Consider the following 24,076-nt stretch of genomic DNA (forward strand, 5'->3'; position numbering starts at 1 on the left):
GGAGCTTCTCCCCGGCCCGCGGGCACCCGTCAGCCGGCTGCCGGTCCCGACGTCAGCTGAGTCCCGCCGAGGACAGCCATGCCTTCGCCACGTCCAGCGGGTCCTTGCTGCCCACCTGTACCTCGCTGTTGAGCTTCACGAGGGTTTCGGTGTCGAGCTTCGCCGAGACGTCATTGAGGACGGAAACTCCGGCCGCCGGCAGATCGCTCTTGTACGTCAGCGGAGTTACATTCTCGAATCCGAAAAGATTCTTCGGGTCCTGCAGCACGACGAACTTGTTCTTGCTGATCGTGGGGTCGGTCGAGAAGATATCTCCGGCCTGGATGTTGTTGTCCTTGAGGGCTGTCACGGTGATCTTGCCGCCCGCGTCCAGTGCCTTGAAGTTCTTGAATTCGAGACCGTATACCGACTTCAGGCCCTTCAGGCCCTGCTGCCGCGTCTGGAACTCGGGGGAGCCGCCGATGACCATGTCCTTCGCCACGTCGGCGAGGTCGGCGATGGTCGACTTGTCCGTGAGGCTGTACTTCTTGGCCGTGGCCTCGTTCAGGGCGATGGCGTCCTTGTCCTGGGCCTCGGACGGAGTCAACAGGGAGAGCTTGGGGTCGAGTTTGGCCGATATGGCCTTGCTCGTCTCCTCGACGGTGGTCGGGGTGGCCTTGGCGTCCAGGTAGGCGAGCAGCGCGCCGTTGTACTCCGGAAGGACCGTGATCGTGCCGTTCTTGATCAGGCCGTACGTGGTTTCGCGACTACCGATGTTCAGCTTGTAACTGACCTTGACGCCCTTGGACTTGAGGGCCTCGCCGTAGATGTCGGCGAGCAGGATGCTCTCGGGGAAGTTGTTGGAACCGACAACGACGGTGCCGCCCTTGGCGGGCTCACCCTGGAGCGGGTCGTCCTTGCCGGAGTCGTCGGAGGAACCACAGCCCGTCAGTGCGGCCGCGGCCACAACCAGCAGGGAAACGGCGTAGGTTGCGGAGGTTCGAGTACTTCTGGCGATGGTCACGTTGGTCATCCAGACTTGGCAATGGGTGGGGCATCGGTGGCCGGTGGGCGCGGGTGTGACGGTCCTGACGATCCAATCGAGCCGCCTCAACTGCCGTCAAGGCACGAATAGATCACTGATGGGGACCGTACAGCTTCAGCCCGTAGGCGCAACGTGACCAAAATCCGAGCGAATCAGGCGCCTCCGCATGTCACTTCTCGGTTGATCACGGCCGTACTCTTGCGGCAGCCGCTAGTGTTGGCCGCGTCGAGGGCCCCCTTCCACTTGTCGGCCCGATCGCGCTGTTCGTGACCATTGATCCATGCAGGCCTGCCTATGGGCGTCCAACGGGGAATGAAGTCAAGGAGGTTGGGTGCCCGCGCACAGAAAAGCCGCCTCGGGGCAGCCGTCCACGGCTCTTCGGACCGGCCGGTCACCATCTCTGCTGGACCGTTGGCCTTTTCGCCGGAAACTCAATGTTCTGGTGATCGTGCCGCTCGCGGTCATATCCGTGATGCTCTCCTATGTCGTCTACGGGGAGATCGACCGGGCCCGGTCCGCCGCGGACACCGCCCAACTCGTGCGGGACAGCGCGCAGGTGACCAAGCTCATCGACGCCGTGCAGACCGAGCACCGGCAGGCGCTCCTGGTCTCCCTGCGCTACGAGGCGGCCCGCTCGGGAGAGAGGTCGCCCGACACCTCCGCCTACCTGGACGCGCAGGAGCAGGTCGGCACCCGCATCGCAGCGGTCCGGGCGGCCTACAGCGACCGGCTGCCCGATGCCGAGGCCCAGGCCCTGAAGGAACTCGAGGGTCTGGACAGCCTCCGCAAGACCGTCGAGGAGGGGCCGATCCCCGCCGACAACATCGACCCGGCGTACGGGGCGGTGATCGAGAGCCTCATCAACGGCCTCGGTCTCGGCCGGTCCGGCGGTGAGTCCTCTTCCTCCGCGGGCAATCTTCTCGACGCACTGCTGCGAGCCGACGCCGCCCACGCCACCTTCGAGACCAGCGTCTTCGCGTCCCGCACCCGCGACTCCAACGCGCTGATCGAGTTCACCGGCGCCGTCGGCGACTACAACCAGTACACCTACCAGGCCGAGCGGTTCACCCGGTTCGCCAGCCAGGAACAGGGCACCGATCTCGCCGGGATCGAACACAGCCCGTACCAGAGCGTCATCGCCCAGCACTGGGCCGCGCTCCAGGTCGACCCCGGCGGTCTGGTCGCCGAGAACGCGGCGCAGCTGCGCGCCGCGCTCGACGACGCGCTGCGCGCCGGTCCCACCTACGAGCGGCAGGCCGAGAACCGCCTGAAGATCGTCCAGTCACTGATCGGCGAGATCGCCGCGGACGCCCAGTCCGCGTCGAACAGTGCCTGGTGGCGGGTGGCCTGGCTGGTCGTCGGCAACCTGCTCGCCTTCGCGGCCTGGCTGCTGTTCTCCGTGCTGACCCGCCGCTCGGTGGTGCGGACCGTTCGCACCCTCACGGCGGCGGCCCAGCACGTGGCAGGCGCCGCCGAGACCGAGCTCGCCCGCGTCGCCGACGACGACGCCGACGACGCGAGTCCGCCGCGGCTGGAAGCCGTGCCCGTGCCGGTGCGCGACGAGATCGGCGAACTGGCCGAAGCCTTCAACAAGGTTCAGGTCACCGCGAGCGCGCTGCTGGCACGCCAGGTCGTCAGCCGGCGCAACATCGCCGAGATGTTCGGCAACGTCGGACGCCGCGTCAGCAACCTCACGGCACGTCAGCTCGCCCTGATCGACTCCGTGGAACGCGGCGAGACCGACCCCGAGGTGCTGGACCGGCTCTACCGCATCGACCACATCGCCGTCCGGCTCCAGCGCAACGCCGACAGCCTCATGCTGCTCGCCGGGATCAGCGAGACCGGCCTCAACACCGAACCGATGCGGCTCAGCAACATCGTCCGCGCATCGCTCGGCCAGATCGAGGGCTACCAGCGCGTCACCCCGCACGCCGAGGGCGATGTCACCGTCGTCCCCGACATCGTCGGCGACCTGACGCTGATGCTCGCCGAACTGCTGGAGAACGCCGTGATGTTCTCCCCGGCGACCAGCGGCGTCGAAGTGGTCCTGCGGCCCCGGCACCAAGGGGGCGGAGCGCTCGTCGAGATCATCGACCACGGACTCGGCATGAGCCCCGAGCGGCTGGCTCAGGAGAACGCCCGGCTGATCCGGCGCGAGCGCCTGGACCTGGCGCCGACGGAGGTCCTCGGTCTGTTCGTGGTCGGCGGCCTGTCCCGGCGCTGGGGCATCGAGGTCGTCCTGTCCCGCACTCCGGGCGGCGGTGTCACCGCCACCGTGGCGGTGCCCACGTCCCACCTCGTGCTCGCCGACCCCGGCCGCTCCGCGACACGGGCCCCGCACATCCAGCCGCCCGCACGGCGCTCCGGCCCGAGCGAGCCGCGCCCGGCGCGGGTCGAGTCGCCGCCCGGACCCGCGGGCCTGCCCCGCAGGGTGCCCGCCCGCGCCCAGGACACCGAGTCCGCCGGCCACGCCCGCCGCCCGGAACCCAGGACGGACCCCGGCGCCGAGCGCGCCATGACACACGGCGGCGCCCGGCCCGGCACCGGGATCGACCCGGGCCAGGGGCCCACCGCCCCGGCGCGGCCCGGCGATGCCGGTCCACTGCGCCGCCGGGTGCGCGGCGCGACGCTGTCGGCCGGCACGGCGTCGAGCCGGCTGCTGCGGCCCAAGGAACCGATCACCCACCGTCGGCCGCCCTCCTGGGCGCCCACGGATGCCGAGGCGGCGCGCGACGAGCTCGACGAGTTCGAGGCCGCCGTCCTGCGGGCCGAGCGTGAGAGCGCGGCCGAGGACGCCCCGGCCGGGGCCGTCCGGCCGGGCGGCAGGCACGGCGGCCCGGCCGTACCCGACAACCAGAACACCAGACCCTCTTCCCCGGAAGGCATGAGCACGTGACCATGTGGACAGGCGAGCCGGAGTCCCGAGCCGCGGAACCCGCGACGGACGTGAAGACCGCCGCTGCCGACTTCAACTGGCTGCTCAATCGTTTCGCCACCGAGACAGCCGGGGTCGTCGACGTGATCGGTGTCTCCTCCGACGGACTGCTCATCGCGGTCTCCCAACTGCGCGGTCAGGCCGACTCCGAACGGCTCGCGGCGATCGTCTCCGGTATCACCAGCCTCGCCATGGGCGCCTCCGGCAACTACGGCCTCGGCAGCCTCAACAAGGTCATCATCGACCTGGAGGAAGGGCACGTCCTGGTGTCCGCCCTCGGTGCCGGAGCGGTACTGGGAGTGGTGGCCTCGAAGGAGGCCAAGCTCGGCAACATCGCCTACGAGATGACCCTGTTCGCCAACCGGGCCGGTGCGGTGCTGAGTCCGCAACTGGTCATGGAGCTGAAGAACACCGTGGGCATCGCACCGACCGGTTGACGTCCGTCGGGGCGGCACATGACCGGTGACGCCCCGCGAGGTGAAGGGGGAGGACGTGATGACGTCCGGCGAGCCATTGGCCGGTGACGACGCCGAGTGGGGAGTGGAGCGCCCCGCCTCGGTCGTCCGGCCGTTCCTGCTGACCGCGGGGCGGATCGCCGGGGGCGACAGCCTCGTACCGCCGATCCCGATCGAGACACAGGTGGTGGCCACGCGAGTGGGGCTGGCGGCACTGGACGCGTTCGTCTTCGACCAGCACCGCGACATCCTCACGGTCTGCCGTGAGCCGCAGTCGCTCGCGGAGATCGCGGCGAAACTCCGGATGCACTTGAATGTGATCCGGGTGCTCGCCGACGATCTGCGCGCCGACGGTCAACTGGCCCTGTACGCCCCGCAGGCCCACTCCAACCGCGATGTCACCGTTCTGCGAAGGGTTATCGATGGTCTTCGAGCTATCCCCGACTCCCGGGGCGCGGTCCGTGAGGGCTGACGACGAGACGCCCCGGCCTCCGCTGCCCGTGAAGATGGTGATCGCGGGCGGCTTCGGCGTGGGCAAGACCACCACGGTGGGCGCCATTTCGGAGATCGAGCCACTGACCACCGAGGCGTCCATCACCTCGGTCGCCGCCGGGGTCGACGACCTCAGCCACACCCCGGAGAAGGTGACGACGACCGTCGCCATGGACTTCGGCTGCGTGACCCTCGACCCGACCCTGAAGCTCTACCTGTTCGGCACCCCCGGCCAGGAACGGTTCGGCTTCATGTGGGACGACCTCGTCGAGGGCGCGCTCGGCGGCCTCGTGATCGTCGACACCCGGCGGCTCGACGACTGCTACGCGGCCGTCGACTACTTCGAGCACCGCGAGATCCCGTTCGCCGTGGCCGTCAACGCCTTCGACGGCAGGATCGAACACGATCTGGACGACGTACGGTGGGCTCTCGACGTCGGCGAGCACGTGCCGCTGACCGTGTTCGACGCACGTGACCGGGGGTCCGTGCGGGACGCGTTGCTCGTGGTCCTCGAACACGCCCTCGCCACGGCCGAACGCTGAGACGGGGACGGCCCGAAGGCCGTCCCCGCCGTGGTGGTACCACTCCTACGCGGCCTGGCGCCGGCGCACGCCGGGAGAGACCGCCACCCGGCCCACGGCCCAGAACAGGCCGAGGACGAACAGCGCGAGGACGGCCGTGAGAGCCGCCCCGCCCGCCACCTTCTCGTAGTTGTGCTGGTACAGGCCGTCCAGGATGTACCGGCCGACCCCGCCGAGGGACACATAGGCCGCGATCGTCGCCGTCGAGACGATCTGGACCGTCGCCGAGCGCAGTCCGCTGAGGATCAGCGGCAGCGCCGCCGGGACCTCGACCTGGAACAGGATCCGGGTCGGCGGCATGCCCATGCCCCGGGCGGCATCGACGGGGGAGGGGTCCACGGTGCGGATCGCCTCGTAGGTGGTGATGAGGATCGGGGGGATCGCCAGCACCACGAGCGGGATCATCACGGGCACGATGCCGAGTCCGAGCCAGACGAACATCAGGACCAGGAGCCCGAAGGTCGGCAGCGCGCGGGCGCCGGCGGACAGGAAGGCCAGCGTGTTGCCGCCGCGCCCGGTGTGCCCGGTGATCAGGCCGACCGGCAGGCCGATGGCCGCGGCGATCGCCAGGGCTCCGGCGGTGTACTGGAGGTGTTCCCACACGCGTTGCGGGATGCCGTCGTATCCGTGCCAGTGGGCGCTGTCGCTGAAGAAGGACCGCATGAAGTCGAGTACGTTCACGACACGCCCTCCGGGGTGCGGGCGGCGACGTCCGCGGTCGTGGCCCCGGAGCGCCGCGCCGCGCGGGCGGACGGCGGTTCCCAGGGGGTGAGGACCCGCCGCAGCAGGACCAGCAGGGCGTCGATCACGATCGCGAGGACGGCGGTGGTGACCACCGACGTCACGGCGAGACGGGGACGGTCGTACAACTGCGCGGTGGTCAGCAGGTTGCCGAGCCCTCCTTGGTTGCCGATCAGTGCGCCGATGCTCACCAGACTGATGCTGGAGGCGACGGCCACCCGCAGTCCGGCCATGATCGCCGGTACGGCGATGGGCAGTTGGACCTGGAAGTAGCGGCGGGCGAGGCCGATGCCCATGGCCGAGGCGGCGGCGTTCGTCTCCTCGGGGACCGAGCGGATGCCGTCGACGACCGCCGGTACGAGCACGACCAGGCTGTACAGGCACAGCGGGATCATCACGGTCAGCTGGGTCAGCCCGGTGTAGTCGATGAGCACCACGAAGAAGGCGATCGACGGGATGGCGTAGAGCACCGTGGAGGTCCACAGGACCGGCGGGTAGAGCCAGTCGTAGTGGACGCACAGCAGGCCGACCGGCAGCGCCAGCAGCAGACCGACCAGCACCGGGACCAGCGCCTCCTGCATATGGATGGCGATCAGGCCGCCATAGCTGTGCTGGAGGTCGCTCGGTATGTCGAAGTACCCGTTCATCGCAGCGCCTTCGCCGCCGACGTCTCCTGCGGGGCGTCCTCGGTCCGTCGCCGGCGGGCCAGGCGGATCGCCGCGGCGACCGTCTCCTGCCCGGCGACCCCGAGCACCTGCCCACCGCCGTCCACGGCGACCGCCTGCCCGGTCGGCGACAGTACGGCCCGGTCCAGGGCGACCCGCAGCGAGTCGCGGCCCACCTCGAAGCTCTGCCCGTACGGTTCGAGCGTCTCCACGTCACCGCTCCAGACGCCGGGATCGGCCCAGCCGAGGGGCTTGCCGCCCGCGTCGGTCACCAGCACCGGCGCGACTCCCGTCTCGCGTCCGGCGATCTCCTGCCAGTCGGAGCCGACGGGGAAGACCCGGGAGCGGTCGAGTTCGAGATCGCGGGTGGACAGGAACGACAGACCGCGGATGCCCCGGTCGGCGCCGAGGAACTGCTCCACGAACGCGTCTGCCGGCGACGACAGGATCTCGTCGGGGGCCGCGAACTGGGCGAGCTTGCCGCCGGTGCGCAGGACGGCGATGCGGTCGCCGATGGTGATCGCCTCGTCCATGTCGTGGGTGACGAAGACGATGGCCTTGCCCAGTTCGCCCTGGATGCGCAGCAGCTCCTCCTGCAGGCCCCGGCGGACGACCGGGTCGACCGCGGAGAACGGCTCGTCCATGAGCAGGACGGGCGGGTCCGACGCCAACGCGCGTGCCACGCCGACGCGTTGCTGCTGACCGCCGGAGAGCTGGTACGGATAGCGGCGGGCCATGCCCGGGTCGAGGCCGACCCGTTCCATCAGTTCAGCCGCGCGGTCCCGGGCGCGCTGTTTGGACCAGCCGAGCAGCCGGGGCACCGTGGCGATGTTGTCGAGGATCGTCCGGTGCTGGAAGAGACCGGCGTTCTGGATGACGTAACCCATGGAGCGGCGCAGGGCGTTGACAGGGCGGCTCCGGATGTCCTCGCCGTTGACCCGGATCGTGCCGCTGCTCGGCTCGACCATGCGGTTGATCATGCGGAGCGTGGTGGTCTTGCCGCAGCCCGAAGGTCCGACGAGAACGGTGATGGAGTGGTTCGGTATCTGCAGGGACAGGCGATCGACGGCCACCGTGCCGTCGGCGTATCGCTTGCTGACATCTTCGATGGCTATCAAGCGTCGAAACCCTTCGGAACGGCTTTGCTCGCGCGTGGCGCGATCGCGTGCACGAGGGTGCGTAGTCTAGCCAGTTGATGTTCGATCTCGGTCATGACAGGTCGTGAATGTCGTGCGGACGTCCGATTTCAGCGGGCGCTCCGGCTGGGGCTGGCGAGCTTCATCGCGTGGGTGTCCGCGTCCCGCGGGCCCCTTCGGCGCTCATGCGTTCGCCGCGCAGGACCCGCAGATGGAGCGCGGCCCAGGTGCGGTACGGCCGCCAGTTCCCGGAGATCGCGGTCAGGTCGTGGTCCGGTCCGTACTGTTCGGTGATCTCCGCGGCGAGTCTGCGTTCCTGGGCCGGCAGGACGTCGGGGTGACCTGCGCCGCGGACGACGACCAGTTCGGCGGCGAAGGCGCCGAGTCCCTTGACCTGTTGGACCTGACGCATGGCGTCCTGCGGTTCCAGGGAACGCAGTTGCGCGCCGTCGAGCAGTCCGTCGAGGGCCGCCCGGGCGACGGCGTGCAGGTATTCGGTCTTGCGCCAGGGCAGTTCGGTGTCCATCCGGAGCAGGGCCTCGGGCGCCGGGAACGCGCCTCCGGCTCCGTGGCGGTCGACGAGGTCGTCGCGCATGCCACGGGCAGCCGTCCTCCCGGTGCGCTGGGTCAGCACCGCCCAGCAGGCGGCCTCGTACGGAGAATGGAAGCCGCACGGGCGAAGTCCCGGCCGGCGCGCCTGGATCCGGCCGATCACGGAGTCGCGGTCGCCCACCGCGGGCCAGCCGCGGGCGTCGACGTCGAGGGAGAGGAAGCGGCGGACCTGCTCCGCGGCGGCGTCCAGAGCGCCGTCCCCCGTGACCAGGACCCGGGCGGTGGGCCCGTCCTGTGTCACCTCCGCGGCGACGCGCCGCCAGTCGGCGTCGGCGTGGAACACCGTACGCAGCGACGCTCCCGCGCCGGACGCCCCGGCCGGTGGCACGGGTGCCATCTCCTCCCAGAACTCCCTGCTGTTCTCCAGGGACCAGGGACCGGCCACCTCGAACGCGACCGTGTGCCGTGCCATGTCCAACCTCCCGCTCGGGACACGTCCACCGCGTCCGTACGCACCACTGTGGAGGCAATACATGACAGATTCCGTCAGGTATTCTGCCCGCTTCGCGCCTACGGGCTACCGGCGTGCGCGGGGCTGCGGGAAGCGCCCGGCGGCGGGCGTTCCCACCCGTCCGCGACGCTCCCGCGCGGCGTCACCCGGTCCGCCGCTGTCCCCTGAGGCGTCCTTGGTCCATCGGGGTGAACCATGCCCGGCCGGCCCTCCGGGATCGTATGAATATCGGGCCGCCTACTCGACCATGATCGCCGGCGGGACCTGCCGGTCTCCGCCCTCGCGCACTCATGCACCGAGGTGGAGACATGCTCAGCACGCGCGCACGGCGGACCACGAACCGGTTGCTCTCGCTGCTGACGGGTTGTCTGCTGCTCGGCACCGCAGGCACGTTGCCCGCCCCGGCGGCGGACCGCGCCCGGACCGACGCGCCGACGGTCTCGGTCGACGACCTGCGGACCGGCTGGGACCGCGACGAGCCCGGTCTCGCTCCCTCCGAGGTCTCCAGTTCCGACTTCGGCCGGCAGTTCTCCACCGCCGTGGACGGCCAGGTGTACGCGCAGCCCCTGGTGGCGGGCAGGACGGTCGTCGCGGCCACCGAGAACGCCAAGGTGTACGGACTCGACTCGGCGTCCGGCACGATCAACTGGACGAAGGACCTGGGTGCGCCCTGGCCCGCCTCGGCGATCGGCTGCGGCGACCTGGTTCCCAACTTCGGTGTCACCTCGACGCCCGTGTACGACCCGGCCACCAAGACCGTCTACCTCACCGCGAAGATCAACGACGGAGCCGACACCCAGCACCCCAACTGGTACGTCCACGCACTCGACGCGACGACCGGCACCGAGCGCGCCGGCTGGCCGGTCAAGGTGCAGGGGGCACCGGTCAACGACCCGAGCCACCCCTTCACCGCCTTCACCGCCGCCCAGCGGCCCGGCCTGCTCCTGATGGGCGGATCGGTCTACGCGGCCTTCGCGTCGCACTGCGACGTCGGCCCGTACGTCGGCTACGTCCTCGGTGTGAACACCACGAGCCGGGCCACCACGCTGTGGGCCACCGAGGACTCCTCCGCCAACGGCATGGCGGGCGTCTGGATGAGCGGTGGCGGTCTGGTCTCCGACGGCCCCGGCCGGATGTTCCTGTCCACGGGGAACGGCATCTCCCCGGCGCCCGGCCCGGGTTCGCAGCCACCTGGCCGGCTCGCCGAGTCGGTGGTCCGCCTGGGGGTCAACAGTGACGGCACCATGTCCGCGCAGGACTTCTTCAGCCCCAGCAATGCCCCGACCCTCGACACCAATGACACGGACCTCGGCTCCGGTGGGCCGACGGCGCTGCCCGGACCCGCCTTCGGCACCGCCCAGCACCCCCATCTGCTGGTGGAGATCGGCAAGGACGGCCGCCTGTTCCTCCTCGACCGCGACAACCTGGGCGGTCGCTCCCAGGGCCCCGGCCGAACCGACGGCGTCCTCGGCACCTTCGGCCCGTACGAGGGCGTCTGGGGGCACCCGGCCGCGTACGGCGGTGAGGGCGGCTACGTCTACACGATCGGCAGCAAGGGTCCGTTGCGCGCCTTCGCCTACGGCACGAACGGCGCGGGCCTGCCCACCCTGACCAACACCGGCACCAGTACCGGCACCTTCGGCTACACCTCGGGGTCGCCCGTGGTGACCTCCACCGGCACCACTCCGGGCTCCGCCCTCGTCTGGGCGGTCTACTCGGACGGCTCCAACGGGGCCAACGGTCAGCTGCGCGCGTACGACGCCGTGCCGGTCAAGGGATCCCTGAACCTGCGCTATTCGGCGCCGATCGGCACCGTGTCGAAGTTCTCGGTCCCCGCCACCGACGGGGGGAGGGTCTACGTCGGCACCCGCGACGGCCATGTGCTCGGCTTCGGCCGACCGTCCACCGGCGCGCTGACCGGCGGTCCGGTGGACTTCGGCAAGGTCGCCGTGGGCGGCACCGGCCAGGGCACCGCGAAGGTGACCGCCACCGAGGACGTCACGATCTCGGCGGTCGCTGCGGCTCCGGGCGGCCAGTTCTCCGCCGCTCCCACCGGCCTGCCGGTCTCCCTGCACGCGGGCGACAGCTACACGGTTCCGGTGTCGTTCTCGCCGACGTCGCCGGGAGCGGACAGTTCGGTGCTGACGCTCACCACGGACACCGGCGCGGTGGGGCTCGGGCTGACCGGTTACGGAACCCGCCCCGGCCTCACCGCCTTCCCCTCCGAGCTGGCATTCGGCACGGTGGCCACCGGAACCGTCAAGACCCTGGGCGTGAGCTTCACCAACACCGGCACCGAGGCCGAGACGGTCTCGGCGAGCACGTCACCGGACGCGCCCTTCGGCGTCGAGGGACTGCCTGCCGACGGCGCCCTCGTCCAGCCCCAGCAGTCCGTCACCGTCCAGGTGAGGTACGCCCCGACGGCCGCGGGAGAACACTCCGGCACGCTGTCCGTCACCGGAACGAACGGCACCGCCGCCGTCCAGCTCACCGGCAGCGCGGTGGTCGGCGAGGCGCGTCTGACCGTCACTCCGACATCGACCGGCTTCGGCAGTGTGGCGGTCGGGAAATCGGTCACCAAGACCTTCGACATCAGCAACACCGGCAACATTCCCCTCACCGTCACCAAGGCGGCCCCGCCCGCGGCCCCGTTCCAGGTGACGAACCCGATCAGCGAAGGCCAGGTCATCGGCCCGGAGGACGTGATCCACCAGGCGGTCACCTTCTCCCCGACCGCCGTAGGCGCGGCTTCCGGTACCTACCAGCTGACCTCCGACGACGGACGCGGACCGCAGAACGAGTCGCTGACCGGTACCGGAACCGCGCCCGGCCGGGTCACCGTCCCGGCACCCGGGGACGGCGGCTGGAAGCTCAACGGTTCCGCCCAACTGTCCGGTGCCGACCTGCAACTCACCCGGACCGCGGCCCACCAGGTGGGCTCGGCCGTCTTCCCGGTCCCGGTGGTCACCGATGGTCTCAAGGCCGCGTTCTCCACGGTCATCGGTGGTGGCAGCGGCGGCGACGGCCTCACCTTCGGCCTGCTGGACCCGGCCGGGGCCACCCCCACCGCGCTGGGCACCGACGGCGGCGGTCTGGGCTGGGCGGGCAAGCCCGGCGTGGCCATCACCTTCGACACCTACCGCAACACCGGTGACCCGTCCGCGAACTTCGTCGGCATCACCGCCGCCACGAGCAACGGGGCCCTCACCTACGCGGCGACCACCACCAGCGTTCCGAACCTCCGCTCGGGCCCGCACACCGTCTCCGTGTCCGTCTCAGGGAAGACTCTGACCGTCTCGATGGACGGCATCCGGCTGCTGAACACCACGGTCAACTCGCTGCCGCCGACGGCGCTGCTCGCTTTCACCGGCGCCAACGGCGGCAAGACCGACATCCACTCCGTGCGGGACGCGGTCATCACCGCGACCTCGTACGCGGTGCCGCCACCCGGACCCAACCGCTGGACCTACAACGGGTCCGCCGCGCTCTCCGGCACCGACCTGGTACTCACCAAGGCCGTACAGAGCGCCAGGGGGTCCGCCGTCCAGGGCACCGCCGTACCGTCGGCCCGCCTCAAGGCGACCTTCACCGCCGCGATCGGCGGCGGCAACGGCGCCGATGGTCTCGCCCTGCTGCTGCTCGACGCGGCCAAGGCGACTCCGACGGCACTGGGCGCGGGGGGCGGTGGCCTCGGCTACGCGGGTCTGCCGGGAATCGCCGTCACCCTGGACACCCATCGCAACACCGGTGACCCGTCGGCCAACTTCGTCGGGGTGGCCGTCGGCGGAACCGGTTCGCCGTTCACCTATGCCGCCACCTCGACCGCCGTGCCCGCCCTGCGGACCGGCACCCATGTCGTCGACGTGACCGTGACGACCGCCGGACACGTCCTGGTCGCCGTGGACGGCACCCAGGTCATCGACACGGCCGTCGCCCTGCCGCAGAACGTCCTGGTCGGCTTCTCCGCCGCCACCGGCAGCACTACGGACAACCACACGGTTCGCGGCGTGAAGATCACTTACTGAACATCCCCGTGGACACCCCTGACCTGCGACGTGCCACCTGCGCGGGCAGGTGATCAGCGCTCGGAACGCGCCCCGGCCGCGCCGACCAGCTCCCGCGGCCGCACGTCCTCGGGCTCGTCCTCCCGGACCGGCTCGACCGGTCCACGACGGCTCTGCCGCCACAGCCACGCGATGTCGCGGCCGAACGACCACACCAGCAGCCCGAGGGCCAGCAGGACGGCGCCCAGCGTCACCGCGTACGGCAGGACCCCGGCGCCCGCGACCAGCAGGAGCACGCCCTGCAGGGCCGCCACCGTCTTGCGCGCCATGCTCGGCGGCAGCGCGGCGTTCAGCCACGGCAGCACCCGGGCCGCCGCGACGAACGCGTACCGCATCGTGCCGATCAGCAGCACCCACGGGCCGAGCGACATCCCGACGTACACGCTCAGCACGAGGATCAGGAACGCGTCCACCTCCATGTCGAAGCGCGCGCCCAGGGCGGAGGACGTGCCGGTCCGCCGGGCGACCTTGCCGTCGACGCCGTCGAGGATCAGGGCCACCGCCGTCAGCCCGACCAGCAGACTCACCGGCGGCGAGCTCTGGAAGGAGTCCGCGACCAGGGCGGTGACGCCGCCCACCAGGATCGCGCGGCCGAGGGTGACACGGTTGGCGGGTCCGAAGGAGCGGGGCTGTGTGCGCCGCAGGGCACGGGTGAGCACCGCCCAGGTGGCGATCCCGAAGGCGAGGCCGGTCAGCCAGCCCGCGGGCCCCATCCCGATCGCCGTGCCCAGCAGGGCGAGCAGCAGGAGCTGCACACCGGCTCCCACCATGGTCTCCTGCTGGGGAAGCCTCGCGCCGTACGTGTTGTTCAGGGCCACCGCACATCCTCCGGCCGTATGACAGATTCGATCAACGCCGCGTACCGTGTGCGCGACTTGTCACTGGTCCGTACGTGAAGATCTGCTCCATCGTTCAGGGGGACGCTCATGGAACTCACAGCTCGAGCCTTCTGGCTCGCATCTCCGGGCCACGGTGAGATCCGGGACGTCGCCCTGTCCGCGCCCGCCGAGGGGGAGGTGCTCGTACGCACGCTCTACTCAGGAGTGAGCAGAGGCACCGAGACCCTCGTCTTTCGCGGGGGAGTCCCGGAGAACCAGCACGCCTCGATGCGCGCGCCGTTCCAGGACGGGGATTTCCCCGCGCCCGTGAAATACGGCTATCTGAGTGTCGGCCGAGTGGAGGAAGGACCCGGGCATCTGCTCGGACGCACGGTCTTCTGCCTCTACCCGCACCAGACGCGGTACGTCGTCCCGGCAAGCGCCGTGACGGTCGTGCCCGAGTCCGTGCCCGCCTCCCGCGCCATTCTCGCCGGCACCGTCGAGACGGCGGTCAACGCCCTGTGGGACGCCGCCCCGCTGATCGGCGACCGGATCGCCGTGGTCGGCGGCGGCATGGTCGGCTGCTCGGTGGCCGCGCTGCTCGCCCGCTTCCCGGGCGTACGGGTCCAGCTCGTCGACGCCGACCCGGCACGCGGTGCCGTCGCCCGGGCGCTCGGCATCGACTTCGCGCTCCCCGAGGACGCCGCCGGTGAACTCGACCTCGTCGTGCACGCCAGCGCCACCGAGGCCGGACTCACCCGTGCCCTCGACCTGCTCGCCCCGGAGGGGACCGTCATCGAGCTGAGCTGGTACGGCGACCGCCGCGTCAGCCTGCCGCTCGGGGAGGCCTTCCACTCCCGCCGCCTGACCCTGCGCAGCAGCCAGGTGGGTTCCGTTTCCCCCTCGGGCCGGGCCGGACGGACCTACGCCGACCGCCTCGCGCTCGCCCTGGAACTCCTCGCCGAACCGGCCTTCGACGCCCTGATCACCGGTGAGTGCGCCTTCGGAGAACTACCCGACGTGATGGGAAAACTGGCCTCCGGATCGATACCCGCCCTGTGCCACCGCGTCGCCTACGAAGAGGTTTGAGCCGTCGAGAACCGGCCTGACCTCAGGCGACTCCGAAGAAAGGCCGACAAGCGGCTGAACAAGGTGAACCGGACAGCCGTACTACACGACGTGATCCCGGCAGAGGATCAGACGCACCGCACCTGGAGGGTCGTCCGTTGTTCAGCATCACCGTCCGCGATCACCTGATGATCGCCCACAGCTTCCGTGGCGAGGTCTTCGGACCCGCGCAGCGCCTCCACGGGGCGACGTTCCTGGTGGACGCCACCTTCCGCCGCACCGAGCTGGACGACGACAACATCGTCGTCGACATCGGACTGGCCACGCAGGAGCTCGGCGCCGTCGTCAGCGAGTTGAACTACCGCAATCTCGACAGCGAGCCGGACTTCAAGGACACCAACACCTCGACCGAGTTCCTGGCGAAGGTCGTCGCCGACCGGCTCGCCGACCGCGTGCACGCCGGAGCCCTCGGCGAAGGTGCCCACGGACTCACCGGCATCACCGTCACCCTGCACGAGTCGCACATCGCCTGGGCGAGTTACGAGCGTGCCCTGTGACCGACGTGAGCCTCGACCAGGCGTCCGCACGGTCCGGCCAGACCTCCGCGACCGTCGGCCCTGGCGCCCTGAACTACGTGCCCGTGCAGCACACGGCTCTCAAGAACGCCGAGATCATCCCCATGTCCCTGCGCTCCGTGCACTTCGTGATGCCGGGCGGCGTCGACGACGCGACCGCCCCGAGCGGCGGCAACGCCTACGACCGCCGGCTCTGCCTGGACCTGCCCGGCTTCGGCTGGCAGGTCCACCGGCACGCCGTGCCCGGCGAATGGCCCCGCCCCGGGATCTCAGCCCGTACGGAACTCGCCAGGACCCTGGCCGACCTGCCCGACGACACGGTCGTCCTCCTCGACGGGATCGTCGCCTGCGGCGTCCCCGAGATCGTCGTCCCCGAGGCCGACCGGCTGCGACTCGTCGTGCTCGTGCACCTGCCGCTCGGCGACGAGACCGGACTCCAGCCCGCCGTCGCCGCCGACCTGGACGCCCGGGAACGTACGACACTGCGGGCCGTGTCGGCCGTCGTGGCCACCAGCGACTGGGCCGTCCGCCGGCTCGTCGCCCACCACGGCCTCGCCCCCGACCGTGTCCACGTCGCCGCGCCCGGTGCCGACATCGCACCGCTCGCCTCCGGCACCGACGGTGTCTCGCGGCTGCTGTGCGTCGCCGCCGTGACCCCCCGCAAGGGGCAGCACCGCCTCATCGAGGCCCTCGCGACCGTCACCGACCTGCCCTGGAGCTGCGTCTGCGTCGGCGGACTCGGCCAGGACCCGGCCTACGTCGCCCAACTGCGCGCCCTGATCGCGAAGTACGGTCTCGGTGACCGTCTGCACCTCGCGGGACCGCAGGCCGGCGCCGAACTCGACGCCAGCTACGCCGCCGCCGACCTCATGGTCCTCACCTCGTACGCGGAGACCTACGGCATGGCCGTCACCGAGGCCCTGGCACGCGGCATCCCGGTGCTCGCCACGGACGTCGGCGGTCTGCCCGAGGCGGTCGGACGCGCCCCCGACGGCGGAGTGCCCGGCATCCTCGTACCGCCGGAGGACCCGGCGGCGCTCGCGTCCGAACTGCGCGGCTGGTTCGGCGAGGCCGACGTACGCCGGCGGCTGAAGGCCGCCGCCCGCGGACGGCGCGCCGCGCTCGACGGCTGGGCGACCACCGCGCGAAGCCTGGCCGGTGTGCTCGGCCGGCTGCCCCACGAACCCCGGAGGGCCGCGTGAGTACCGCGACGACTCCCGCGAGCGGGCCGGACTCCGGCATCCCCGAGGCGAAGGTGAGGACGGGCGTGCCCGGTCAGCGAGTCGGGGATGCGGACACCGGCGAGGTGCCGCGCTTCGCGCCCCAGTGGCTCCAGCTGCGCGAACCCGCCGACGCCGCCGCGCGGGCGGCCGATCTGCTCGACCCGCTGCGCATCCGGCTGGCCAACCGGCCGGTGCGCGGCGGCGACCTGGTCATCCACGACCTGGGCTGCGGCACCGGCTCCATGGGGCGCTGGCTGGCGCCCCGGCTCGACGGCGCCCAGCACTGGGTCCTGCACGACCGGGACCCGTACCTGCTGCACTTCGCCACCGTCGGAGCGCCCAAGGCGGCGGCCGACGGCAGCCACGTCGGCGTCACCACGCAGCGCGGTGACATCGGCCGGCTGACCGCGGACGCCCTGGCCGGCGCCTCCCTGGTGACCGCGTCGGCGCTGCTCGACGTGCTCACCGGCGAGGAGATCGACCGGCTCGCGGCGGCCTGTGCGGGCGCCGGTGTGCCGGCCCTGCTGACGCTGTCCGTCGTCGGACGCGTCGAAATCACCCCGGCCGACCCGATGGACGCCGAGATCGCCGAGGCGTTCAACACCCACCAGCGGCGCGGCGAACTGCTCGGCCCGGAGGCCATCACCGCCGCCTGCGAGGCGTTCGGCCGCCACGGCGCGACGGTGCGGGTGCATCCGAGCCCCTGGCGGCTCGGCCCCGACGAGGCCGCCCTCACCGCGGAGTGGCTGCGCGGCTGGGTCGGCGCGGCGGTGGAACAGCGCCCCGACCTGGCGGCCCGGGCGGAGACCTATCTGAACTCCCGCCTGGCGGCGTGTGCCGCGGGCGAGGTGCGCGTCGTCGTCCACCACAGCGATGTGCTGGCCCTGCCGCACCCGACCGGGGGTGCGGTGTGAGCGCGGGCCTGGAGACGGTGGGCGTGGCCTCCGCCCCGGCGGCCGCGCCCCCGGACCTCGACGGCCCGCCCCTGAACACGAGCCCGCCTCGGACTCTCGCGGCGCCGGGTGCGACCGCGGGCCCGGACCGGGCTCTCGCCGAGCCCGGTGCGGATGCCTCGCACGAGTCCGCCGCCGACGGCGCCCGGCCGGAGTCCGGCCCGGCCGGGGACGCCGGGAGCCCCGCGGCGGCCGGAACAGCGCGGGGCCTGCGGGCCCGGCTCGGTGACCGTCGCGTCCGCACTCACCTCGGCACCGTCGCCGGCGTCCTCATCCTCGGCGTGCTGCTCTGGCGGCTCGGCACGGGGGTGTTCCTGGACGGCCTCCGGCGGATCGACGGCACGACGCTGTGGGCGGCGATCGGGATCGGACTGCTCACCACGGTGTTCAGCGCCTGGCGTTGGTGCCTGGTCGCGCGCGAGCTGCGCATCCGGCTCCCGCTGGGCGCGGCCGTCGCGGACTACTACCGCGCGCTGTTCCTGAACGCCGCGCTGCCCGGCGGAGTCCTCGGCGATGTGCACCGGGCCGTCCGGCACGGGCAGAGCACCGGTGACATCGGCCGGGGCGTACGCGCGGTGGTACTCGAACGCACCGCGGGACAGGCCGTGCTGGTGGCCGTCGGCGCGGTCGTGCTGCTCACCCAGCCGTCACCCGTGCTCGCCGAGTCCCGCGAGGCCGCGCTGATCCTCGCGATCGTCTCGGTGTGCGGAGTGGTGACCGTGGGCGCCGTGCGCAGGGGCCGGGCCCCCGTGGGCGCCGTCCGGTACGGCGCCGTCCGCGGCGCGCTCACCGAGGCGCGGGGCGCTCTGCTGGCCCGCGGCAGCTGGCCCGGCGTGACGCTCTCGTCGGTGCTGGTGCTCGCCGGTCACCTGACGATGTTCGTGCTCGCCGCCCGGGTCGCCGGATCCACCGCGTCCGTCGCCCAGTTGATGCCGCTCGCGCTGCTCGCGCTGCTCGCCATGGGGCTGCCGCTGAACATCGGCGGCTGGGGCCCCCGCGAGGGCGTCACCGCCTGGGCGTTCGGCGCCGCCGGGCTCGGCGCGGGCATGGGCCTCACCGTCGCGGTGATCTACGGAGTGCTCAGCTTCGCGGCGAGCCTGCCCGGCGCCGCCGTCCTGGTCGTCCGCTGGGGTGCCGCGCTCCGGCGCCCCAGCGGTGAGAGCGCGGGAGGGCCTGATCAGTGCAGCGTCTCGGACGCCACCAGCGAGAAATACGCTCCGAACGCCTCGGCCAGCCCGGCGAGGAGCTCCTTCCCCTTCTCGGCGCGGGCCATCGAGGGACGGCCGATGACCCCGGACTCGGTGTAGGCCGACATGCCGAGGGTGAGCAGATGCCGACGGTCGTCGGCAACGAAATCGGAGGTCTCATAACCGTCTTTGACGCATTCCGGGTGGGCATGCAGGAGAATGGACGTCTCGATTTCTCCCGCGTGCATATCGGTGAGCAACGACGTCTGCACACCGGCTCGTTCACACGCGCCTTCCCAGTCCTCCACGGCCGGGAAAAGCGCCATACGAGTACCGGTGCCCGCGGATTCCTGGACTACATTGCCCAACACGTAATTCCCGCCGTGCCCGTTGACCACCACCAGGGTGTCGACGCCGGAGCGGCGCAACGAGGCGGCGATGTCGCGGACGACCGCGTACAGGGTGACGGAGGAGATGCTGACGGTACCCGGCCAGCCGGCGTGCTCGTGCGAGCAGGAGATCGTCACCGGAGGAAGCAGATGCACCGGATAGGCGGCCGCGATCTCCCGCGCGATGGCGCACGCCACGAGGGTGTCGGTGGTCAGGGGCAGGTAGGCGCCATGCTGTTCGAGACTGCCGACGGGAAGGACGGCGACCTGACGGGCGACACCGGCCCCCCGCTCGCGGACGTCCTCCGTGGTGTCCAGCGGCAGCACACCGGACACCGTCGCGCGCGTTCCCGAACTACTCATGTTTTTCACGGCCCTTTCGACTCTGCTTAGGAACCAGATCATGACAGATAACTTTGGCGTACTCGGCGGGAATGCCCACCTCACAGGTGTCGAACGAGTCGTGATTGCCCCACTGCCCACCGAGTACGGCGATTTCCATGCCGTCGGCTACCTCGACCACGACCGTGGCGAGGAACAAGTCGTCCTCGTCTACGGCGACTTGGACACTCTCCGGGAAGGGGACGTGCTCACCCGGCTGCATTCCGAATGCCTCACGGGCGACTCCTTCGGATCGCAGCACTGCGAGTGCGGCCCCCAGCTCGTCGACTCGCTGCGCGCCATCGTCGCCGAGGGCCGCGGCATCCTTGTCTACCTCCGGGGTCACGAGGGCCGGGGCATCGGACTGCTCGCCAAGCTGAAGGCGATGAAGCTCCAGGCGGAGGGGCTCGACACCGTCGAGGCGAACGTCGCCCTCGGGCTGCCGGTGGACGCCCGCGACTACCGGGTGGCGGCGCAGATGCTGCACGACCTCGGCGTACGGTCCGTACGGCTGCTGTCGAACAACCCGCGCAAGCGTGAGTCGCTGCTGCGCCACGGCATCAAGGTCGCCGAGCAGGTGCCGCTGCTGATACCGCCGTGCGAGGACAACCTCAGCTACCTGCTGACCAAGCGGGAGCGCCTCGACCACTACCTGCCCCACCTGGACAGCGAGGAGTGGACCAAGGCGATCTTTTGCGAATCGGCGAAGACGGTTATCACTGAGGAATGACCCAGGACGACCCCGGCCCGCTGTTCCTCTCGCGCGAGCAGGTGACACGGCTGCTGGACACCGACGCGGCGATCGCCTCGCAGCGCGCGGCCTTCACCGCGCTCGGTGACGGCACCGCGGAACTGCCCGGCAAGATCATGCACCCCAGCCGTTTCGACGACAGCGTCGTGTTCGCGTACGTGGCCCGCCTGTCCGCGGACACCGGGGCGGTCGCCAAGATCGGCAGCGTCAATCCCGGCAACGCGGCGGCCGGGCTGCCGTCCGTCCACGCGGTGATCAACGCGCTCGACCCGGTCACCGGGCGGCTCGTCGCCGTCATGGACGGCGCCGCGGTGACGACCCTGCGCACCGCCGCGGCGAGCGCCGTCGCCTTCGACGTGCTGGCCGGCGCCGACAGCGCGGAGCTCGGCCTGCTCGGATCCGGAACCCAGGCCCTCGCCCACGCGCGGGCCGTCGCCCGGGTGCGCGAGCTGCGGTCCGTACGGCTGTGGAGCCCGCACCCCGGCCGGCGCGCCCGGGCGGCGCAGCGCCTCGCGGCCGAACTCGGTGTCGCCGTCAAGGCCGTCGACTCGGCCGAGGAGGCCGTCGCGGGGCTGCCGATGGTCGCCGCCTGCACCCTCAGCGCCACGCCGGTCGTCCGGGGCGCCTGGCTGGCCCCGGGCTGCACGGTCGTCAGCGTCGGATCCTTCGAGCCCACCCGCAGCGAGGTCGACGCGGAGGTCCTGCGGCGGGCCGCCGCGGTGGTCGTCGACGACCCGGGGACGGCGGCCGAGCACGCCGGGCCGGTGGTGGACGCGCTGCGGGAGCGGCGGCTCGCCCCGAAGGACCTGATCGCGCTCGGCGACGTGCTCACCGGCCGGCGTCCGGCCCGCACGGGACCCGAGGACATCGTCTTCTACAACAGCGTCGGGCTCGGCGTCCAGGACGCCGCCGCGGCGTGGGCCGTCATCCACGCGGCCGGAGCGGCCGGGCTCCGCGCCTGACCCCGGCGCGCGAGGTCCGGTCGGGCGGTCCTGACGCCCCGGGATCAACCTCGTATGATCGCCGCGCACTTGGAGTCGTCCGAGAGGACCTGACAGGTCCCCCTCCGGGTGGTGGGGGAGGACCATGAAGACGGCCGCGCAGGTGCCCGGTACCCGGACGGCACCCTGGCGCAGCGCCGCCTTCCGGCGGTTCGTGCTGGCCAATCTGATCTCGGCGACCGGATCGGCGATGGCGCCGCTCGCGCTCGCCTACGCGGTGATCGGAGAGGGCGGCGGAGCCGGATCGCTCGGCCTGGTGCTGGCGGTGAACACCGTTCCCACAGTGGCCTTTCTGCTGGTGGGCGGGGTGCTCGCGGACCGGATGTCCCGCAGCCGGATCCTGCTGGTGGGCAACCTGGTCGCGGCGGCGGCACAAGGGGCGCTCGCCGTCATCGTGCTGAGCGGCGCGGCCTCGACCGCCTCCATCGCCGCGTGCGGCTTCCTCTCGGGAGTCGCCGTGGCCTTCACCGTGCCCGCCGGCCAGGGCGTCGTGAACCAGCTGGTGGCCGCGGAGCACCTGCAGCGGGCCAACGCGCTGGTCAGACTGCCGAGCAACGCCGTACGGGTGCTCGGGCCCGTGGTGGGCGGTCTCGTCGTCGCGCTCTGCGGACCGGGGTGGGCGCTGACCTGGGACGCCCTCACGTTCCTGATCGCGGCCCTGCTGCTGCACGGGCTGCGACTGGACGCCCCCGTCACCGCGCACAGCGCCCTGAGCGATCTGCGGACGGGATGGGCCGGATTCCGCTCCCGCACCTGGCTGTGGACCTACACGGTGGCCGGGATGGTCGTGGTCGCCGCCTGGCTGGCCGGATTCCAGATGCTGGGACCGGTCCTCGCCGCGACGCTGTACTCCGGCGCGAGATCCTGGGGCCTGGTGCAGGGGGCGTTCGCGCTCGGCCTGCTGGCGGGCGCGCTGGTGTGCCTGTGGTGGAAGCCGTACCGGCTGCTCGCCGTCGCCGTCTGCACCGCCTCCCTGCTGTTTCTGCCGCTGACGGCGATGGGGCTCGGACTGCCGCTGCCCGCCGTCCTGTTCGCCGCCCTGGTCGCGGGAGTCGGCCTGGACGTCGCGATCGTCGCGTGGACGACCGCCTTCCAGCTTCACGTACCCGACGCCGAGCTGGGCCGCGCGGGCTCGTTCAACAGTGTCGGGGAGCGCCTCGCGATTCCGCTCGGCTATCTGCTCGCCGCCCTCGCGGCCGGAGCCTGGTCCGACCGTGAGGTGCTCCTGGTGTGCGCCGGTGTGATCGTCGCCGCCACGGTGCTCAACCTGTGTGTGCGGGACGTGTACCGGATCAACCGGACGCCGAAGAAGTCGAGTTGAGCGGGGGGCGATCAGGACCGTACCGCCTCGTGCACCAGCCGCTTCAGCTCGGGGAAGACCGAGTGGGAGGCCGTCGGGCGGAGCTGGCTCAGGAACTGCACGGTCAGGTCGCGCCGGGGGTCGACCCAGAAGGTCGTGGTGGCCACCCCGCTCCAGCCGAACGCGCCCTCGCTCGACGGGGCCCGGGTGAGCGCCGGGTCCACCACGACGGAGACGCCGAGGCCGAAACCGAGGCCCGCGTTGCCCGGTTCCTGGTGGACGGGGCTGCCGAAGGAGCGGCGGTCGGCGTTGCCTGGCAGTTGGTTGGTCGCCATCAGGTCCACGGTGTCGGGGCGCAGCAGCCGGGCGCCGTCGAGTTCGCCGCGGCGCCGGAGCATCTCCATGAAGCGGTGGTAGTCGTGGGCGGAGGCGACCATCCCGCCGCTGCCGGACAGGAACCGGGGACGGCCGCGCAGGGGGAGCCCGGCGATCGGGGTGATCCCTCCCTTGTCGTCCTCGCCGTACAACTCGGCCAGTCTGCCCGCCTGTTCCTCCGTGACGTGGAAACCGGCGTCGGCCATTCCGAGCGGGCGGAAGATCCGCTCGTGGAGGAAGACGTCGAGATCCTGGCCGGACACCACCTCGATGACCCGGCCGAGGACATTGGTGGCGACCGAGTAGTTCCACCGGGTGCCGGGCTCGAACTGGAGCGGCAGCCGGGCGTACACCTCGCAGGTCCCCGCCAGGTCCGCGCCGGGGGCCACCGACGACTCAAGACCGGCGTCCCGGTAGAGCTGGTCGACGGGGTGCGCGTGGTAGAAGCCGAAGGTCAGTCCCGCGGTGTGGGTCAGCAAATGGCGGATGAGGATGGGCTGTTCGGCCGGCCGTGTCGTCGTGTCGGGCCCCTTGCCGCCGACGTGGACGCGCGGCTCGGCGAAGGCCGGTAGGAAGTCGGCCACGCGGTCGTCGAGTCCGAGGCGGCCCTCTTCGAGGAGCATCAGCGCGGCGACGGAGGTGACCGGTTTGGTCATCGAATAGATCCGCCACAGCGTGTCGCTCTCCACCGGGAGTCCGGCCTCACGGTCGCGTCTGCCGTAGGTGGTGAGATGGGCGACCCGGCCGTGCCGGGAGACGGCTACCAGGTAACCGGGCAGCCGGCCGTCGTCGACCAGTCGGGCGAAGTGCCGGTCGAGCCGGTCAAGCGCCTCGGCGTCGAGGCCGACCGATCCCGGCTCGACTTCCTGTCGCAGATGTCCCATGGCTCTCCTCCGGGC

General features: G+C 71.5%; 20 protein-coding genes and 1 pseudogene. 13 read left to right on the top strand and 8 right to left on the bottom strand.

What is annotated here, in order from left to right:
- Positions 1–52: 52 nt before the first annotated feature.
- Positions 53–1,012, bottom strand: a complete 960-nt coding sequence (locus OG788_RS35640) for a glycine betaine ABC transporter substrate-binding protein (protein WP_406375161.1) — start codon at positions 1,010–1,012, stop codon at positions 53–55.
- A 454-nt stretch (positions 1,013–1,466) separates the two neighbouring features.
- Between OG788_RS35640 and OG788_RS35645 the strand changes: the two genes are divergently transcribed.
- The 4 genes from OG788_RS35645 to OG788_RS35660 are packed head-to-tail and all read left to right on the top strand — an operon-like array spanning position 1,467 to position 5,448.
- The gene (locus OG788_RS35645) at positions 1,467–3,920 is read left to right on the top strand and encodes an ATP-binding protein (RefSeq protein WP_406375162.1); all 2,454 of its coding nucleotides are present in this window, start codon (positions 1,467–1,469) and stop codon (positions 3,918–3,920) included.
- Between the two features lie 2 nt (positions 3,921–3,922).
- Complete coding sequence (locus tag OG788_RS35650) at positions 3,923–4,396, top strand: roadblock/LC7 domain-containing protein (RefSeq protein WP_351545754.1); 474 nt, start codon at positions 3,923–3,925, stop codon at positions 4,394–4,396.
- Positions 4,397–4,454: 58 nt separating this feature from the next.
- Positions 4,455–4,886 (top strand): DUF742 domain-containing protein, encoded by a 432-nt coding sequence (locus OG788_RS35655; protein WP_351545622.1) that lies wholly within the window; start codon positions 4,455–4,457, stop codon positions 4,884–4,886.
- Positions 4,837–5,448, top strand: a complete 612-nt coding sequence (locus OG788_RS35660; protein WP_406375164.1) for a GTP-binding protein — start codon at positions 4,837–4,839, stop codon at positions 5,446–5,448. The genes OG788_RS35655 and OG788_RS35660 overlap by 50 nt, the downstream gene beginning before the upstream one ends.
- Before the next feature lie 45 nt (positions 5,449–5,493).
- On the opposite strand, the gene OG788_RS35665 is transcribed toward OG788_RS35660, so the two are convergent.
- From OG788_RS35665 to OG788_RS35680, 4 genes are all read right to left on the bottom strand, one after another.
- The gene (locus OG788_RS35665) at positions 5,494–6,168 is read right to left on the bottom strand and encodes an ABC transporter permease (RefSeq protein WP_406375165.1); all 675 of its coding nucleotides are present in this window, start codon (positions 6,166–6,168) and stop codon (positions 5,494–5,496) included.
- A complete protein-coding gene (locus tag OG788_RS35670; RefSeq protein ID WP_406375166.1) occupies positions 6,165–6,875 on the bottom strand; it encodes an ABC transporter permease in 711 nt (236 codons plus the stop codon). Before OG788_RS35670 ends, OG788_RS35665 begins: the two co-directional genes overlap by 4 nt.
- Positions 6,872–8,011, bottom strand: coding sequence for an ABC transporter ATP-binding protein (locus OG788_RS35675; protein WP_406375168.1), 1,140 nt, complete (start codon positions 8,009–8,011; stop codon positions 6,872–6,874). The genes OG788_RS35670 and OG788_RS35675 overlap by 4 nt, the downstream gene beginning before the upstream one ends.
- A 160-nt stretch (positions 8,012–8,171) precedes the next feature.
- Positions 8,172–9,053 (bottom strand): DNA-3-methyladenine glycosylase family protein, encoded by an 882-nt coding sequence (locus OG788_RS35680; RefSeq protein WP_406375169.1) that lies wholly within the window; start codon positions 9,051–9,053, stop codon positions 8,172–8,174.
- A 347-nt stretch (positions 9,054–9,400) separates the two neighbouring features.
- Between OG788_RS35680 and OG788_RS35685 the strand changes: the two genes are divergently transcribed.
- The gene (locus tag OG788_RS35685; protein ID WP_406375170.1) at positions 9,401–13,117 is read left to right on the top strand and encodes a choice-of-anchor D domain-containing protein; all 3,717 of its coding nucleotides are present in this window, start codon (positions 9,401–9,403) and stop codon (positions 13,115–13,117) included.
- Positions 13,118–13,170: 53 nt separating this feature from the next.
- Here the strand turns inward: OG788_RS35685 and OG788_RS35690 are convergent, their stop codons facing one another.
- Entirely contained in the window at positions 13,171–13,974 is an 804-nt protein-coding gene (locus OG788_RS35690) for a CDP-alcohol phosphatidyltransferase family protein (protein WP_406375171.1), read from the bottom strand.
- A 108-nt stretch (positions 13,975–14,082) separates the two neighbouring features.
- On the opposite strand from OG788_RS35690, the gene OG788_RS35695 reads away from it, so the two are divergent.
- From OG788_RS35695 to OG788_RS35715, 5 genes and pseudogenes are all read left to right on the top strand, one after another.
- Positions 14,083–15,063, top strand: coding sequence for a zinc-binding alcohol dehydrogenase (locus OG788_RS35695; RefSeq protein WP_406375172.1), 981 nt, complete (start codon positions 14,083–14,085; stop codon positions 15,061–15,063).
- 137 nt (positions 15,064–15,200) lie between these two features.
- Complete coding sequence (locus OG788_RS35700; protein WP_266763935.1) at positions 15,201–15,599, top strand: 6-carboxytetrahydropterin synthase; 399 nt, start codon at positions 15,201–15,203, stop codon at positions 15,597–15,599.
- Positions 15,596–16,819, top strand: coding sequence for a glycosyltransferase family 4 protein (locus OG788_RS35705; protein ID WP_406375174.1), 1,224 nt, complete (start codon positions 15,596–15,598; stop codon positions 16,817–16,819). Before OG788_RS35700 ends, OG788_RS35705 begins: the two co-directional genes overlap by 4 nt.
- Positions 16,816–17,754, top strand: coding sequence for a class I SAM-dependent methyltransferase (locus tag OG788_RS35710; protein ID WP_406375176.1), 939 nt, complete (start codon positions 16,816–16,818; stop codon positions 17,752–17,754). The genes OG788_RS35705 and OG788_RS35710 overlap by 4 nt, the downstream gene beginning before the upstream one ends.
- 347 nt (positions 17,755–18,101) lie before the next feature.
- Positions 18,102–18,833: pseudogene (locus tag OG788_RS35715) on the top strand (lysylphosphatidylglycerol synthase transmembrane domain-containing protein); the annotation flags it as partial.
- Positions 18,834–18,970: 137 nt separating this feature from the next.
- Here the strand turns inward: OG788_RS35715 and OG788_RS35720 are convergent.
- Positions 18,971–19,732: a creatininase family protein gene (locus OG788_RS35720; protein WP_406375177.1), complete on the bottom strand. Its 762-nt coding sequence runs from the start codon at positions 19,730–19,732 to the stop codon at positions 18,971–18,973.
- 40 nt (positions 19,733–19,772) lie between these two features.
- On the opposite strand from OG788_RS35720, the gene ribA reads away from it, so the two are divergent.
- The 3 genes from ribA (at position 19,773) to OG788_RS35735 (ending at position 22,823) form a co-directional block, all read left to right on the top strand.
- Positions 19,773–20,480, top strand: a complete 708-nt coding sequence (gene ribA, locus OG788_RS35725) for a GTP cyclohydrolase II (RefSeq protein ID WP_351545598.1) — start codon at positions 19,773–19,775, stop codon at positions 20,478–20,480.
- Positions 20,477–21,463 (top strand): ornithine cyclodeaminase family protein, encoded by a 987-nt coding sequence (locus tag OG788_RS35730; RefSeq protein ID WP_406375178.1) that lies wholly within the window; start codon positions 20,477–20,479, stop codon positions 21,461–21,463. The genes ribA and OG788_RS35730 overlap by 4 nt, the downstream gene beginning before the upstream one ends.
- Before the next feature lie 124 nt (positions 21,464–21,587).
- Positions 21,588–22,823, top strand: coding sequence for an MFS transporter (locus OG788_RS35735; protein WP_406375179.1), 1,236 nt, complete (start codon positions 21,588–21,590; stop codon positions 22,821–22,823).
- Between the two features lie 11 nt (positions 22,824–22,834).
- Here the strand turns inward: OG788_RS35735 and OG788_RS35740 are convergent, their stop codons facing one another.
- Positions 22,835–24,061 (bottom strand): serine hydrolase domain-containing protein, encoded by a 1,227-nt coding sequence (locus OG788_RS35740; protein WP_406375180.1) that lies wholly within the window; start codon positions 24,059–24,061, stop codon positions 22,835–22,837.
- Positions 24,062–24,076: the final 15 nt, after the last annotated feature.

The sequence above is a fragment of the Streptomyces sp. NBC_00647 genome (assembly GCF_045207245.1).
In the GTDB taxonomy this organism is placed as follows: Bacteria; Actinomycetota; Actinomycetes; order Streptomycetales; family Streptomycetaceae; genus Streptomyces.

Coding starts and splice junctions, on each gene's coding strand:
- OG788_RS35640 (WP_406375161.1), bottom strand. CDS start 1,012: ATGACCAACGTGACCATCGCCAGAAGTACTCGAACCTCCGCAACCTAC.
- OG788_RS35650 (WP_351545754.1), top strand. CDS start 3,923: ATGTGGACAGGCGAGCCGGAGTCCCGAGCCGCGGAACCCGCGACGGAC.
- OG788_RS35655 (WP_351545622.1), top strand. CDS start 4,455: ATGACGTCCGGCGAGCCATTGGCCGGTGACGACGCCGAGTGGGGAGTG.
- OG788_RS35660 (WP_406375164.1), top strand. CDS start 4,837: ATGGTCTTCGAGCTATCCCCGACTCCCGGGGCGCGGTCCGTGAGGGCT.
- OG788_RS35670 (WP_406375166.1), bottom strand. CDS start 6,875: ATGAACGGGTACTTCGACATACCGAGCGACCTCCAGCACAGCTATGGC.
- OG788_RS35680 (WP_406375169.1), bottom strand. CDS start 9,053: ATGGCACGGCACACGGTCGCGTTCGAGGTGGCCGGTCCCTGGTCCCTG.
- OG788_RS35685 (WP_406375170.1), top strand. CDS start 9,401: ATGCTCAGCACGCGCGCACGGCGGACCACGAACCGGTTGCTCTCGCTG.
- OG788_RS35695 (WP_406375172.1), top strand. CDS start 14,083: ATGGAACTCACAGCTCGAGCCTTCTGGCTCGCATCTCCGGGCCACGGT.
- OG788_RS35720 (WP_406375177.1), bottom strand. CDS start 19,732: ATGAGTAGTTCGGGAACGCGCGCGACGGTGTCCGGTGTGCTGCCGCTG.
- ribA (WP_351545598.1), top strand. CDS start 19,773: ATGACAGATAACTTTGGCGTACTCGGCGGGAATGCCCACCTCACAGGT.
- OG788_RS35730 (WP_406375178.1), top strand. CDS start 20,477: ATGACCCAGGACGACCCCGGCCCGCTGTTCCTCTCGCGCGAGCAGGTG.
- OG788_RS35735 (WP_406375179.1), top strand. CDS start 21,588: ATGAAGACGGCCGCGCAGGTGCCCGGTACCCGGACGGCACCCTGGCGC.
- OG788_RS35740 (WP_406375180.1), bottom strand. CDS start 24,061: ATGGGACATCTGCGACAGGAAGTCGAGCCGGGATCGGTCGGCCTCGAC.